This window comes from Bradyrhizobium cosmicum, from assembly GCF_007290395.2.
Taxonomy (GTDB): Bacteria; Pseudomonadota; Alphaproteobacteria; order Rhizobiales; family Xanthobacteraceae; genus Bradyrhizobium; species Bradyrhizobium cosmicum.
On record NZ_CP041656.2, the window covers coordinates 2,718,322 to 2,731,675 of the forward strand.

13 protein-coding genes are annotated in these 13,354 nt (G+C 65.4%); 3 read left to right on the forward strand and 10 right to left on the reverse strand.

The genetic code is table 11. From position 1 onward, the window contains the following. Window positions 1-45 precede the first annotated feature (45 nt). Entirely contained in the window at window positions 46-819 is a 774-nt protein-coding gene (locus FNV92_RS12815; RefSeq protein WP_015685080.1) for an HpcH/HpaI aldolase family protein, read from the reverse strand. A 73-nt stretch (window positions 820-892) separates the two neighbouring features. After that, window positions 893-1,690: a glutamate racemase gene (gene murI, locus FNV92_RS12820; RefSeq protein WP_143840697.1), complete on the reverse strand. Its 798-nt coding sequence runs from the start codon at window positions 1,688-1,690 to the stop codon at window positions 893-895. A 256-nt stretch (window positions 1,691-1,946) separates the two neighbouring features. Between murI and FNV92_RS12825 the strand changes: the two genes are divergently transcribed. Next, complete coding sequence (locus tag FNV92_RS12825) at window positions 1,947-2,588, forward strand: glutathione S-transferase family protein (protein WP_143840696.1); 642 nt, start codon at window positions 1,947-1,949, stop codon at window positions 2,586-2,588. 13 nt (window positions 2,589-2,601) lie between these two features. Here FNV92_RS12825 and FNV92_RS12830 read toward each other — a convergent pair whose 3' ends face one another. The 8 genes from FNV92_RS12830 to FNV92_RS12865 all read right to left on the reverse strand — a co-directional run bounded on the left by FNV92_RS12830 (window position 2,602) and on the right by FNV92_RS12865 (window position 10,159). Continuing rightward, on the reverse strand, window positions 2,602-3,408 hold the full coding sequence (locus tag FNV92_RS12830; protein ID WP_015685083.1) for a Crp/Fnr family transcriptional regulator: 807 nt from the start codon (window positions 3,406-3,408) through the stop codon (window positions 2,602-2,604). A 253-nt stretch (window positions 3,409-3,661) separates the two neighbouring features. Beyond that, window positions 3,662-4,735, reverse strand: a complete 1,074-nt coding sequence (locus tag FNV92_RS12835; protein WP_416377752.1) for a SecDF P1 head subdomain-containing protein — start codon at window positions 4,733-4,735, stop codon at window positions 3,662-3,664. A gap of 154 nt (window positions 4,736-4,889) precedes the next feature. Next, entirely contained in the window at window positions 4,890-5,639 is a 750-nt protein-coding gene (gene cnbZ, locus FNV92_RS12840; protein ID WP_143840694.1) for a 2-amino-5-chloromuconate deaminase CnbZ, read from the reverse strand. 64 nt (window positions 5,640-5,703) lie between these two features. Beyond that, complete coding sequence (locus FNV92_RS12845) at window positions 5,704-6,435, reverse strand: ABC transporter ATP-binding protein (protein ID WP_015685086.1); 732 nt, start codon at window positions 6,433-6,435, stop codon at window positions 5,704-5,706. Then, window positions 6,428-7,177: an ABC transporter ATP-binding protein gene (locus FNV92_RS12850; protein WP_015685087.1), complete on the reverse strand. Its 750-nt coding sequence runs from the start codon at window positions 7,175-7,177 to the stop codon at window positions 6,428-6,430. The genes FNV92_RS12845 and FNV92_RS12850 overlap by 8 nt, the downstream gene beginning before the upstream one ends. Continuing rightward, window positions 7,170-8,105 carry a branched-chain amino acid ABC transporter permease gene (locus tag FNV92_RS12855; RefSeq protein ID WP_015685088.1) on the reverse strand — a complete coding sequence of 312 codons (936 nt, stop codon included), beginning with the start codon at window positions 8,103-8,105 and terminating at the stop codon, window positions 7,170-7,172. The genes FNV92_RS12850 and FNV92_RS12855 overlap by 8 nt, the downstream gene beginning before the upstream one ends. Then, window positions 8,102-8,968, reverse strand: coding sequence for a branched-chain amino acid ABC transporter permease (locus FNV92_RS12860; protein WP_015685089.1), 867 nt, complete (start codon window positions 8,966-8,968; stop codon window positions 8,102-8,104). The genes FNV92_RS12855 and FNV92_RS12860 overlap by 4 nt, the downstream gene beginning before the upstream one ends. Before the next feature lie 15 nt (window positions 8,969-8,983). Then, window positions 8,984-10,159, reverse strand: coding sequence for an amino acid ABC transporter substrate-binding protein (locus FNV92_RS12865; protein ID WP_244623709.1), 1,176 nt, complete (start codon window positions 10,157-10,159; stop codon window positions 8,984-8,986). A 215-nt stretch (window positions 10,160-10,374) separates the two neighbouring features. On the opposite strand from FNV92_RS12865, the gene FNV92_RS12870 reads away from it, so the two are divergent. Together FNV92_RS12870 and FNV92_RS12875 are read left to right on the forward strand one after the other, a co-directional pair. Next, entirely contained in the window at window positions 10,375-11,277 is a 903-nt protein-coding gene (locus FNV92_RS12870) for a LysR family transcriptional regulator (RefSeq protein ID WP_015685091.1), read from the forward strand. 167 nt (window positions 11,278-11,444) lie between these two features. Beyond that, on the forward strand, window positions 11,445-13,352 hold the full coding sequence (locus FNV92_RS12875; RefSeq protein WP_143840692.1) for an acyl-CoA synthetase: 1,908 nt from the start codon (window positions 11,445-11,447) through the stop codon (window positions 13,350-13,352). The last annotated feature ends 2 nt before the right edge of the window (window positions 13,353-13,354 follow it).

The window sequence follows — 13,354 nt, forward strand, 5'->3', positions numbered from 1 at the left end:
ACCCTAGCAGCGCCGCCGTTCCCGGCAAGGTGGCAATCGGCCTGTTCAGCGCCTGATGCCCTCGAACGCCGCCATGATGCCACGCTGGAACAGCGACCAGTCGAAGCCGAGCGCGATGGCACGGTAGCCGCGATCGACCAGGGCGTTGGCCTGATCGGCGGTGCGGGCGACGCCGCCGATCGGCACGCCGCTTCTGAGGATGCCGGCTTCCGCGCGCGCGACCAGCTCCAGCAATTCCGGATCGTCCATCTGTCCGCGCTTGTTGATGGAGGTGGCGAGATCGCCGGGGCCGATCACCGCGACGTCGATGCCGGGCGTTGCCATGATCTCGTCGATGCGGTTGACGGCATCGACATGCTCGATGGTGATCATGCAGATCATCTCGTCGTCGGCGCTGGCCATGTAGTCCGGCATCGACTGGCCCCACCGGAACGGCGCGTGGAAGGGACCCCAGAGACGGTCGCCGCGCGGCGGATAGCGCACGCTACGCACCGCCTTCTCGGCGTCGGCGCGATTGGTGATCATCGGGAAGTTGATGCCGAAGGCGCCGATGTCCATCGGCGCTTTCGCAAGCCACGGCTCGTTCGCGGCAATCCGCACCAGCGGCGTGCATGGCGTGCCCGTGGTGGCGGCGATCATGGCGTGCGCTTCGGTCAGCCCGATCGGCCCGTGCTCGAGGTCGACGATGATCCAGTCGAGCGAACGCGCCATGATCTGGACCAACTGCACGCTTGGGATGGTCGCGATCGCACCGAAGGCGGGGCGCCCCTCGCTCCACAATTGGCGGAGTCGGTTGAGCGGCGTTGCGGGGACCGGCATGAAATGAACCCTGGAATAAACTGCGCGGGGAGGACGACGGCGAAGCCTAGCAGTACGCCGTCGGGGCGCAAAGTCAGGCCGGCGCGCGGCCGCCGAAGAACGGCGTCAGCGTGGCGCTGAGGCCATGCGCGCGGTTCGAGGTGAAGATCATCTCGGCGCCCGACTGGGCTTTGCCGCCAGGATGTGGGCCGAGCAGGTCCGAGACGCGGCGGGCGATGGCGGGCGCCGGGTCGATCCACGCCACCGGCCAGGGCGACAGCCGCTTCAGCCGGTCGAGCAGCAGCGGATAATGCGTGCAGGCGAGCACCACCGTGTCGGTGCGCGCACTGGAATCCGCGGGATCGCCGACGAAGCACGGGGCGAACTCGGCGAGGATGTCGCCGTCGCTGATCGGATGGCCGCCGAGTTCGCGTTCGGCGAGCGAGGCAAGTTCGGGCGAGCCCACCAGCGTCACCTCGCAGCCCTGCGCGAAATCGCGGATCAGCGCCTTGGTATATTCACGCTTCACCGTGCCCTTGGTGCCGAGCACGGAGACGCGGCGGGTCTTCGACTGTGCGCAGGCCGGCTTGATCGCCGGCACCGTGCCGACAAAGGGCAGGGAATAAGCGGCGCGTAAGTGGGATAAGACCAGGGTGGACGCCGTGTTGCAGGCGATGACGGCGAGGTCAGGGTCATGCGTGCCGATCAACTCCCCCATCAGCGGCACGACGCGGGCGATGATCTCGTCCTCGCTGTGGTGGCCGTAGGGGAAGAAGGCGTCGTCGGCGACATAGACGTAATGCGCGTCCGGGCGCGCGGCCACGACCTCACGCAGCACCGTGAGTCCACCAAGGCCGGAATCGAACACCAGGATGGTCGGGGAATTGGTCACGTCGCTACCTTAGCCCGACATGGTTACCATTCGGTTTTTAGGGCGGTTTTGCGGCGAGGCCGCTGGGTGACGATCAAAAACGGTTCAATTTGGTGATGGTCGCATGTTCCCGCTGTGAGCCGGGATGCCGCGCTGCGGACGGCGTCGGGCGGGGGGGGGGCCGCGTCCATGACAGGAGCATGGCGGACAGCTTCTCCGGATGACGGAGTATGATAGGACGCCACGACTGACCGGTTCGCAGTTGCAGGAGCCTCCCATGCTCACCGTCCACCATCTCGGCAAGTCGCAATCCGAGCGCATCGTCTGGCTCTGTGAGGAGCTTGGAATCCCCTATGAGCTGAAGCGCTACACGCGCGATCCCGTCACCATGCTGGCGCCGGCCGAGTACAAGGCGTTGCATCCGATCGGGGCGGCGCCCGTGATCACGGATGGCGATCTTCTGCTCGCCGAATCCGGCGCCATCGTCGATTACATCCTGGTTAAATACGGCAATGGCCGGCTCGTGCTCGGCCCGGACCAGCCTGGTTTCGCGCAGTTCCTGTACTGGTTTCACTTCGCCAACGGCACGCTGCAGGCCGGCATGGGCCGGTTGATGATCCTGAACCGGCTGAAGCTTGCTCAGGACAATCCGATGCTGGTCGCGACCAGGACACGCGTCGACCGGGCCTTCGATCTGGTCGACGCGCGCGTTCGTGATGCCGAATATCTTGCCGGCGACACCTTCACCACCGCCGACATCATGATGGGCTTCTCGCTCACCACGATGCGCTACTTCCAGCCCTACGATCTGTCGCGCTGCCCGAACGTGGTGAAATATCTCGGCCGCATCGGTGCCCGCCCGGCCTATCGGCGTGCGATGGAGAAGGGTGATCCCGGCATGGCGCTGCTGCTGAGCTGAGCGGCCGCCCGGTCTATGCAGTCCTGTTCGTGGTCGCCGCCCGCTCCGTCGCCAGCTGCTTCTGCAAGCGATCGATGTTCTGCAGCAGGCGCTGGCTGGTCAGCACCAGGAAATAATAGCCGAACTGCGGATCCTGGAAGTAGATCTCGAGCAGGCGGTCATAGGTGATCGTCAGCACCTGGCCGTCTTCGATGCACTGGATCGTTCCGGTGCGGCGGTTATCCGGCGTCAGGAAGCCGAGTTCTCCCATGAGAGCTCCAGGCCCGATCTCGACATTGATCTCCTTGACCAGGAATTTACCGGTGACCGTGAGGAGCATCTCCTTGGCTGGATCGCCCAGCTTGAACAGCGTGTCGCCGCGGCGATATTTGCGCTCGGTCATGAACGGCTTGAGCCACTCGATCGACATGTCGCCTTCGGCGGCATGGCGGGCCTTCTTGACCAGCTTGAGCATCTGCCGCAGCCGCAGCGCGTTGATCGGGAGCATCAGGAGGTAGAGCAGGAACGTCGCGACGTTGGCGGAGAGTGCACCGAATATGGCGAAGAAGGCGCAGCCGATCATGTTGGCGACGCGCAGCGGCACCATCGTCCGCATCAGCAGGGTTGCGACGAAGAAGCCGGCGCCGACAGTAGCGAACAGATTGGCGAGTGTGATGTTGTGGACGAAGATCTCCAGCATCCGATTGAAGATCGCGTCGTAGGTGACGTTATCGGGATCGAGGCCCATCTGGACCAGGATCTTCGCGATCCTGAGGTTATCCGTCGCCGCGTCGAGAATGCGATCGAGGATCGACGAAATGTCTGCGCTGCCGGACGGCATGGTACTAACCTCGCGTAAGGCCTTCAGTCCTGGTCGGTATCGTATAGCCGAAATCGAGTGACGACCGCTTGAATGGAGCCTTCGGCCGTCATGCCGCAAGAGGCAAATTTTAGCCTGATCGGTGATTTCGGCAATTGCCCGTTGGTTGCGCATGGCCGTGGTGCGCCCGTGATTCGGGACCCGGCGCAGGCTTCGACGTCGCGGTGGGACCTTTGCGGCGCGGGCGAGGGCGCAGGCCGGCCTTGTCTCGACCCTACGGCTTGGCGGCGGGCTGCACGATCTGCTGCTCGACAAGGCCGAGGTGCCCCGGCAGCGCACCGGCGCGCAGCAACATGGCGACGCTGTTGGCCTCCTCCAGGGTGAAATTGCCGGAGATTTGGCCGGAACCCCCGGTGATGGGCTCGCGGATCACCGGAGCCGAGATCACCTTATCGTCGAGCACGATGGCGAAGGGCTTTCCGATGTTTTCCTCGGTGACGTGGGCGAAGCGCCGCGTGCCGCGGCCATTGAAGCGGAACGAGGCGATCGGCTCATTCGCTGCACTCGCAAAGCCCGGCCCCGCATAGCTGACGTCGTCGCCATCGAGCGCGCCGTCCCTGGCGACCAGATAAGGGCGCTTGTCCTTGAAGCCGAACAGGACGTCGCTGCCAGGAGGCGGCGTGCCGGATTGCGCCTGCTCGACCGGCATCGAGAGGTCAACCAGGCGGAAGCTGACCTTGACCTTTCTGGCGAAGATCGCGGTGATGCGCTCGGGCTCCATTTCGCCCGGCACGAAGATGCGGATACGGTCCGCACCGTCAGGCTGGACGCTGGCGAGCTTGACGCCGGAATCCTTGAGACGCTGCTCGATCATGGCGATGGAATCCTCGACGAGATCGCGCAGCCGTGCGGCGGATGCGGCATCGGTCGGCGCGAGCCTGACCAGCCCGTCGCCGCCGTCGGTCACGGTGAGCGCATGCGACGGCAGTCCTTCCGCGGCCGAGGCGAGCTTGCGTGCGAGCTGTTCGCGGCCCTTGGCATCTGCGATCTTCAATTCGACGCCGCCGTCGCGGATCGCAAGCCCGGAGAAGGCGATCTTGCTCTCGCGCAGGGTTTTGTAGACCTCGTCGCGCAAATCCGTGACGACGCTCTCGCGCAGCACGTCGCTATCCACCTTGTAGACGATGCGTGAGCCGCCCAGCTTCTCCATCTTGTCGCCGACGAAGGCCGCGATCCTGGCGCGCACCTTGTCGAACTGGCTGTCCGCGGCGAGCGCGGCGCGGGGCATGGCGATCGCCGCAGCCATGATCGCCGACGTCATGGCGAGCACGGCAATCAGTCTTGTCATCCGGTCCCGCAGGAGCAGGGGCATCGTGTCCTCGCGTATCGCAGCAGGGCGCTGACGGGCAACTCTGCCGCCAGTCCTTGGTCCCGCAACGGCGTGAGGAGGTTCAATCGGCCCGCCTTGGCACGGGCCGGCCCGGATTCTCGCGCTGTAACCGCTAGATCACGCGCTCGCTGTGGACACAGCGGCAGTCCATCTCGTAGTCGAGACCGACGACCGGGGGCCGGTTGAAGTACCAGGTCACGCCGTGGCGCGCCGCGCCGCGCCGGCCCAACTCGCTGGCGAGGAAGGGGTGGATGTCGTGCACGGTATAGACCTGGACGCCGGTGGTGTCGCGCCAGCTGCCGCCAAAGGCGCTCATCCGGCGCTCCATCTCGCCGAGCACGTACTTTGCCTTTTCCAGCATGCCCTCAGGGCTGGTGTCGCCCAGCCGCACCGTGTGGTCGCGGTAGTTGGCCTTGCCTTCGACGGATTCTCCGCTGCCGGCGACGACGAAGGATGGTGCGGCATCCGTGGCCGGTACGGTGAAGGAGAAGGCGTGAAAGCTCGGCTCAGCGGGCGGGGCGATCTCGGGACAGACATTGCTGCGCGCGACCGGATTGACGCCGTCCTTCATGATGCCCCATTCGATCAGGGTCTTGATGTAGATCTCGTTGAAGGCCTTGAACCCTTCTTCGGTGAACGGCGCGGGCGATCGCAATTCGCAGGCGCCGAACGCGGTCAGCGGCCGGCCGGCCTGTTTCAGCATGTCGGCGATCCGCGCAAAGCCCGCCTTGAGCGGCACCGGCTCGGCGAAACGCACGCGCTCGATCGAGAAGCCCGGCAGGGCGGCGATGCCGCAGGAATACTGGCTGACGCCCGGCATGAAACGGTAGCCGCTGTTGGGTGCTTCGACGGTGCTGATCATGATGCCTCTTTGACCTGAAGGGAACGACGGGTTCGCGCGCTCATTGGCTGGCTCATCGGTTTGCTCATTCTTGGAGCACGCCGAGATAGGCGTCGCGCACGATGGGATCGGCGAGCAGCTCGGAGCCCGATCCCTCGCGCACGATGCGCCCCATGTCCATGACGAAGGCGTGGTGACAAAGATCGAGCGCGGTGGTGACGTCCTGCTCGACCAGCAGGATCGACATGCCCTTGGCGTTGAGGGCGCGGAGCGCGGCCACCAGCTGTTCGACCAGCAGCGGCGAAAGCCCGAGCGACAATTCGTCGATCATCAGCAGGAGAGGCGCGCTCATCAGCCCGCGGCCGATGGCGCACATCTGCTGCTCGCCGCCCGAGAGCGTCGCGGCGGCCTGCCGGCGCCGTTCGAGCAGCCGGGGGAAGGTGGCGTAGACCTGGTCGAGATCCCGCGCGACCGCGGCCCGTCCGTCCCTGCGCAGATAGGCGCCCATCAGCAGGTTTTCCTCGACGCTCATGGCGCCGAACAGACGACGCCCTTCCGGCACGTGCACGATGCCGTGGCCGAGGATCTCCGCGGCACTTCCGCCGGTGAGATCGCGGCCCTCCGAGAAGCACTCGCCTGCGGACATCGGGAGCAGCCCGGAGAGCACGCGCATCAGGGTGGACTTGCCGGCACCGTTGGAGCCGATCAGCGCGGTGATCTCGCCGCGGCGCACAGCGATATCGACGCCCCAGAGCACCTGGATCTCGCCGTAGCCCGCGCACAGCCCCTTGGTTTCCAGGATCAGCGAGCTAGCCATGGCCGGCGTTCCGCTGCGCGTATTTCTGTCCGAGATAGGCTTCGACCACCGCCGGATTGCTGATCACCTCGCGCGGTGCGCCGTCGGCGATGAGCGTTCCGTTGTGCAGGACCACGATGCGGGTGCAGACGTTGAGCACGACCTTCATGAGATGCTCGATCATCACGATGGTGATGCCGCCGGCTGCAAGCTCGTGGATCAGCCTGGTGGCGCGCTCGACCTCCGCGCTGTTGAGGCCGGCGTTGACCTCGTCGAGGAACAGCAGCTTCGGTTTCATGGCGAGCGCCTTGGCGAGCTCGAGCCGCTTGCGCATCGCAAGCGTGAGCGTTGCGGCCGGCTGTAAGGCCTGCGCCTCGAGCCCGACGAAGGCAAGATGCGCGCGCGCCGCCTCGCGCGCTCCCTTCAGGCTGGCGCCCGGCTGCGAGAACAGCGCGGCGGCCGCGACATTGTCGAGCGCGGTGAACTCGGAAAAGGGCTGCACGATCTGAAAGGTGCGCGACAGGCCGAGGCGAGCGGCCTGATAGGTCTTGATGCGCGTGATGTCGGTGCCGTCGAAGGTCACGGTGCCGGAATTGGCGGGCGTAACGCCGCAGATCGTGTTCACCAGCGTGGTCTTGCCGGCGCCGTTCGGGCCGATCAGGCCGAGGACTTCGCCTCTTGCGACCGACAACGTGACATCGCGCAGCGCCTGCAGGCCCGAGAAGTGGCGCGATACGCGCTCGAGGCGAAGAAGCTCAGACATGCTTCACCCTCCGCCAGAGACGATCGGGGCGCAGGGAGCTCAATCCATGCGGCAGGAACAGCAGCAGGAGCACGATGAGCAGGCCAAGCACACCGGTATGGATCTGGATGTAGTTGCGCCAGACGACCTCTTCGAGGCCGAGGTAGAGAAATGCGCCGCAGGCGACGCCAAGCGGCGAGCCGAGGCCGCCCATCAGCGCCATGACGATCGGCTTGACCGAGTAGAGCACGTCGAACACGTCGGACGGGTCGATGTAATGGACCCAAGCGGCATAGATGCCGCCGGCCGCGCTGACGAAGCACGCCGACAGGCCGAAGGCGGCGGCCTTGTAGAGCGTGGTATTGAGCCCGACCATGCTGGAGGCGGTCTCGTTCTGCCTGATGCAGGCGAGGGCGAAGCCGAGCTTGGAGCCGCCAACGATGATCGCCATCAGCGCCGTCGCCAGCAACACGCCCCACATCGCGAAGAAGAAGAACGTTGCCTCCGCCATGATGCCAGCGCCGGAGGCGAGCGGGATGTTGAGGCCCATGCCGCCGCCGGTGAGATCGGTGGCGTTGTTGACGAGCTCGCGCAGCACTTCGGCCAGCGACAGGCTGGCGATGGCGAAATAATGTCCGCGCAGACGCAGCAGCACGGCGCCGAGAGCCGCGGCGGCGACAAATGCGCTCAGCGTGGCAAATGCGACCGCTGCCCATAGCGGCCATCCGTGGCCGAGCAGGACGCCGGCGGCATAGGCGCCGTATCCGAAGAACGCGGCTGTCGCGAAGGATGGATAGCCGGCGAGTCCGCCGACGACGTTCCAGGACAGTGCCAGCACCGCATAGAGGCAGGCGATGGTGCCGAGCCGCAGCGCATAGGCGCCGCCGAACAACGGCAGCGCGGCGACGGCCGCGATCAGGACCAGCAGTGCGATGTTGCTCCGGGTCATTCAAAGCCCTTCCGGCCGACCAGGCCCTGCGGCCGAAGCACCAGGAAGACGATCAGCAGGACGAAGGACAGCGTCGTCGCATGCGACGGGCCGAGGAAGGTCGATCCAACGCCCTCGACCAGCGCCAGCAACAATCCGCCGGCGAGCGCTCCGGAGACGCTGCCGAGTCCGCCGAGCACGCAGACCACGAAGGCCTTGCCGAGATAGGCCGACGACGTCAGCGGCGAGATCGGGAAGATCAGCGCCATCAGCACGCCGGCGCAGCCCGCGAGCGCCGCCCCCAGGCCGAAGGCGATGGCGTAGATCGAGGGGACGTTGACACCCATCAGCACGGCGGCGTCGCGGTCGAGCCTGACAGCGACGATGGCACGGCCGATCCTGGAACGGCGCAGCAGCAGATAGAGCAGGCCGGTCAGCGCGAGCGCCGCGGCGGTCGCGATCAGGCGGTCGACCGGCACGACGACATCGAAGATCGAGACCGACCCCAGCGACGGCGTCAGCGTCAGCTTGCGATAATCGGCCTTGAAGAAATAGATCATCGCGTTGTTGAGGATCAGGTCGAGGCCGAACGTCAGCGTCAGCGTCACCAGCACGGGCGCCGTGATGACGCGGTTGAGGACCAGGCGCTGCAGCACATAGCCGAGCACGAAGAACAGGGGCGCCGCGACGATGACGGCGTACCAGGGCGGGATATGCAGGGCGTTGTAGAGCCCGAACGCCAGGTAGGCGCCGAGCACGATGAAGGAGCCGTGGATCAGGTTGATGACGTTGAGCACGCCCCAGACCAGCGAAAAGCCGATCGCGATGCAGGCGTAGAGGCAGCCCAGAACGAGCGCGTTGATAAGAATCTGGGCGGCTTGCATCAGCGGCGGGCCGGCTCAGTTCACGCCGATTTTCAGATCGCCCTGCTTGATGGCCTGTGGAAACAGCACCACGGGCTTGCCTCCCTGGATCTGGAAGACCGGCGGATCGAGCGAGTTGATCTGGCCGTTGGCGCCGAACTTCACGGGACCGAAGAACGTGACGACATCGAGCTTGGCGAGTTCGTCGCGCACCTTGTCGCGGTCGAGCGAGCCGGCCTTTTCGATCGCGATCTGGAACAGTGCGCCGCAGAGCGCGGCGGAGGCCTGGCCGTAATCGGGCTCGCTGTTGTACTTGGCCTTGAACAGCTTCACGAAATTCGCGGTCGTGCCGAAGATGTCCTTGCCGTCATATTGCTCGGCCGGATGCCACCACGCGGCGCTGGAGACGTTCTCGGCCGCAGGTCCCAGTGCGTCGATGAATTCCTGATAGGCGGGGCCCGCGATCATCGTGACGACAGGCGCCTTCATCTGCTGGTCGACCATCTGCTTGCGCACGAGCAGCAGGTCGTTGGTGTAGCCGGTGACGAAGATCCATTGCGGCGCCAGCGACTTGATCTGCGACAGGGCGGCGGAGTGATCGAGCGTGCCGATGGAATATTTCTCGGAATAGACGACCTCGTAGCCTTCCGCCTTCGCCGACTTCTCCATCTCCTGCGCGATCGCGAGCGGAAACAAGTCGTTGCGGGCGAGGATCGCGACCTTCTTCACGTCGGGGACCTTGGTCTTGATGATCTTGGTCAGCGGCGTGGTGAGCGTGTCGTTCGGCGTGAAGGTCCCGAACAGGTATTTGTAACCCTGGTCGTAGACCTGCGACGACGAGGCGGTCGCGGCCAGCGTTGGCACCTTGTACTTCTCGGACACCGTGCTCGCCGCCTTCGCGGCGCCCGAACCGAAAGCGCCGAACATGAAGTTGACGTTGTCCTGGCTGATCATCTGCTCGGTGGCCTGCACGGCGCGCGGCGTGTTCGACTGATAGTCGGTGTAGACGATCTGCACCTTGTACTTCTTGCCGCCGACCGAAATGCCGCCGGCCTTGTTGGCCTGCTCGGCCCAGAGATCGTAACCCTGTTGCTGCTTGACTGCCTCGGGCGCCAGCGCGCCGGTGATCGGCAGCGGCGCGCCGAAGCGGATGATGTCCTCGGCGGAGGCGGCGGACAGTTGCGCTCCGAGCGCCAGCACCGCGGCGCTCAACGGAAAGGATCGACGAACGCGGCGAGCAACCCACGACTGATTCATCTCAGGAATTCTCCATGGCGGTCTCTCTGCGTTCAAGCATGGCAAATCCACCATTCGAATAAAAGCATTGAAATTAGAGGTCTTAGATCGAATAATTAGAACGCTAGCCAGCCGCCTGCCGTCCCGTTGGGCAGCGCCGGCTGGCTGGTTTCATGAGGGAAGGCCCGCTTGTGATCGAGTCCGCTGCCATCCGATATTTTCGCGAAGTGACCGAAAGCGGTTCGATCAAGCAGGCCGCGACTGCGCTCCGGATCGCGCCGAGCGCCATCAGCCGGCAGGTCCAGGCGCTCGAGGAGGAGTTGTCGGTCAAGCTGTTCGAACGCGGGGCGCGCGGCATGATGCTGACCGATGCAGGCCGGTTGCTCTATCGCTACGCAGTCGAGAACCGCCACCAGCTCGACGGCATCCGGGTCAAGGTGCAGGAATTCGAGACGATGCGCCGCGGCCAGGTCAAGTTCGCGGCCGTCGAAGGTATGGTCACGAACTTCCTGTCCAATTTCGTGATCGATCTGTCCGCCAACTATCCCGGCATTTCGACCTCGATGACCGTGGTGGGCTCGCGCGCGGTGGCCGAGATGGTCAGCCGCAACGAGGTCGATCTCGGGCTGGTGTTCGGACGCGCACCTCGCCGCGAGCTGATCGAGCTTGCGCGCATGCGCCAGTCGCTGTGCCTGATCGTGTCGCCGAAGCATTCGCTGGCCTATCGCGACAGCTGCTCGGTCAAGGAGCTGGCCGGCCTCCGCGTCGTGGTGCCTGATCCATCCTTCGGCATCCGGCAGGAGATCGATCGTGCCTGCGCCAATGCCAAGGTGCGGCTCGAAATCTGCAACGAGACGAACTCGCTGGCCTTTGCCCAGACACTGGCCGCGCGCACGGATCTGGCGACGTTCCTGCCGCGCGATACCGCAATGCCTTCGATCGAGGCGGGCCGGCTGGTCGCCGTCCCCCTGCGCGACAAGCGGCTGGAAGCAACGCAGGTGACACTGGTTCAGCTTGCCGGCCGCAACATGTCGCCGTCGGGCAGGCTGGTGGCCGATCTGCTGATCGGGCGGATGAAGGCCTCGCGAGAGTGACGGTGCTCGCGTGCCGCCTCTCGATTCGTGCACGGCCAGCCATGGACGAACGCCAAATCATCCATCATTGTACTCTGGCTTGACCGGCCAATCGGTCGAGGCCTCGCCACACCAAAATGTCAAAAGACAGGGGGCGGGGAAATGCATCTGAGGGAGGACGGAATTCCATGGCGGGCATCCACGCGCTCGATCGCCTTATCGGCAACGACTATCCGGAGCTTTTGACGGACGAAGAGGTCCGGGCCTTCGAGCAGGTCCCCTACGCGAAACGCGTCGCGGCCGAGAGCACCTATGATGCCATCAGGCTCGGTGCCGAGCGCAACCCCGATGGCGCGGCGATCCAGTTCCTGCAGAATGCCGACCCGGCCGATACGCCCATGGTGGTCACGTACCGCGACTTCATCGCGCGCGTGACGCAAGCCGCCAACATGTTTCACGCCCTCGGCGTGGAAAAGGGCGATGTCGTCAGCTTCATGCTGCCGTTGGTGCCCGACGCCTTCGTGACGCTGTTCGGCGCGGAAGCCGCGGGCATCGCCAATCCCGTCAATCCGCTGCTGGAGCCGCATCAGATCGCCGAGATCCTGGAAGCTGCGAACACAAAAATCCTGGTGGCGCTCGGGCCGATGCCGGGCACCGACATCTGGCAGAAGGTCGAGCAGATCCGCCCGCAGCTCAAGCATCTCAAGGCGATCGTGCAGGTGTTCGGCGGCGGCGATCCGGCGCAGGGAGTCTTTGCCTTCAACGATTTGATCAGGCAGCAGCCGTCCGACCGGCTGGTCAGCGGACGCAAGATTTCGGGCAGTGACATCGCCGCCTATTTCCACACTGGCGGCACCACCGGCACGCCGAAGCTGGTGCGGCACACCCACGCCAATCAGGTTTATCAGGCCTGGGCGCTCAATCTGCTGCTGAAGTCGAAGCCCGGCGCCAACATGCTGTACGGCATGCCGCTGTTCCACGTCGGCGGATCATTGACGCAGGTGCTCACGACGCTGTCGAGCGGCGGCTCGCTGGTCGTGCTCTCGCCGAGCGGCTGGCGCAATCCCAATGCGGTCAAGAACATCTGGGGGCTCGTCGAGCGCTATAAGCCGGAGGCGTTGTCGAGCGTGCCGACGGTGCTGGCCGCAACCCTTGGCGTGCCGCTGGGTAATGCCGACATCTCCAGCCTGAAATATGCAGCCGGCGGCGGGTCGGCGATCCCCGTCGCGGTCGGATCGGCGATCCAGGCGAAGCTCAAGCTGCCGGTGGTCGAGGTCTACGGCATGACCGAGACGTCGAGCGTGCACACGCTGGCCTATCCGTCGCGGCCGATCAGGCTCGGTTCGGTCGGGCTTCCCATGCCTTACGCGCGCGTGCGCATCGTGCAGCTCGATGCCGACGGCCGGCTGATCCGCGACTGCAAGCCGGACGAGATCGGCGTCGTCATCATGGCGGGGCCGGGCGTGTTCGGCGGCTATCTCAACGACGAGCACAACAAGGGCGCCTTCGTCGACGAGGTCTGGGTCAATTCCGGCGACCTCGGCCGGCTCGATGCCGACGGCTATCTCTGGATCACCGGCCGCGCCAAGGATCTCGTGATCCGCGGCGGCCACAACATCGATCCGGCGCCGATCGAGGAGATCATGTTCCAGCACCCGGCGGTCGGCTTCGCCGCCGTGGTCGGTCAGCCCGACGCCTATGCCGGCGAACTACCGGTGGGCTACGTGCAGCTGAAGCCGGGCGCCAAGGTCGAGCCCGGTGAGCTCGAGAATTGGGTGCGCGAGCGGACGCCCGAGCGGGCCGCCGTCCCGGTCCAGGTCATTCCGATCGACCCGATGCCGGTGACCGGCGTCGGCAAGGTGTTCAAGCCGCAGCTGCGCTGGGACGCGGCCCAGCGCGTCTTCACCAAGGTACTGACGCCCATCATCGCGCGCGGCATCGACTGCAAGGTCAGGGTGGGCGCCCACGGCAGCCACGGCTCGATCGCCACCGTGACGCTCGCGGGCCTGCCGGCGGACCAGCGCGAGGTCGTCGCCGGCGAGGTGCATACGCTGCTCGACCCGTTCGTGATGCGGCACGAGGTGGTGCAGGGGTAGGC